1 pseudogene is annotated in these 677 nt (G+C 71.9%); it reads right to left on the bottom strand.

The window, feature by feature from the left end:
- Positions 1-219: 219 nt before the first annotated feature.
- Positions 220-677 (bottom strand): annotated as a pseudogene (locus PSD17_RS23070) (hypothetical protein); the annotation flags it as partial.

Raw genomic sequence — 677 nt, 5'->3', positions numbered from 1 at the left:
GTGGTCTGGACGGTGCAGGTCCGGTTGTCGGTCTGGTCGGCGACGAGCGCGGGGGTGGTGGTCAGGGCCGGTCCCGCGGCCAGCGCGGCGGCGACGGCCAGGGTGCCGACGGTGGTGGTGACGGGCATGGTCACTGCTCCTTGAGTGTCAATAGAGAGGACAGCTGGGCCTGGCACGCCTCACCGGGCATGGGCATGGGCATGGGGTTGGCGTGGAGGGTCATCGCTGCCCGTTTCCGCAGGTCGCCGCGCTGGGCTCGACCCCGCCCGCGCCCGATCCCGAGCCCGCGTCCGAGCTGGTGCTGGGGTCGGTGGTGTCGGTTCCGGTGGGGGTGGTCTGGGTGCCGCCGCTCCAGTCGGACAGGACGCGGAGCTTGGCCCAGGGGATGTGGTCGAGGGCGACGAAGTCCCCGGAGAGCCCGGCCTGGGAGTAGGCGTTGGAGTCGGGGGCGTACTCGGCGATGAACGCCATCCGGGCGCCGCCGTTGTCCCCGACGTAGGCGCCGTAGGTCTGCAGGGCCTTGGCGATGGCTTTCTCGCCGCTGCTGATCCCGGGGATGGTGTCGACGTCGATGCTCGGGTCGAGCTGCACCCGCGCGCCCTCGGGGATTGGCGAGCCGGCGCCGTCCATGTTCGAGCCGTCGGTCTTGGTGGCGGGGTAGCGGACCTCGCCGGGTT

Origin of the sequence: Pseudonocardia sp. D17 (assembly GCF_036984265.1) — a bacterium.
In the GTDB taxonomy this organism is placed as follows: domain Bacteria; phylum Actinomycetota; class Actinomycetes; order Mycobacteriales; family Pseudonocardiaceae; genus Pseudonocardia; species Pseudonocardia benzenivorans.
Note: the sequence above shows the minus strand (reverse complement) of the source record. Positions and strands in the feature narration are given on the sequence as shown.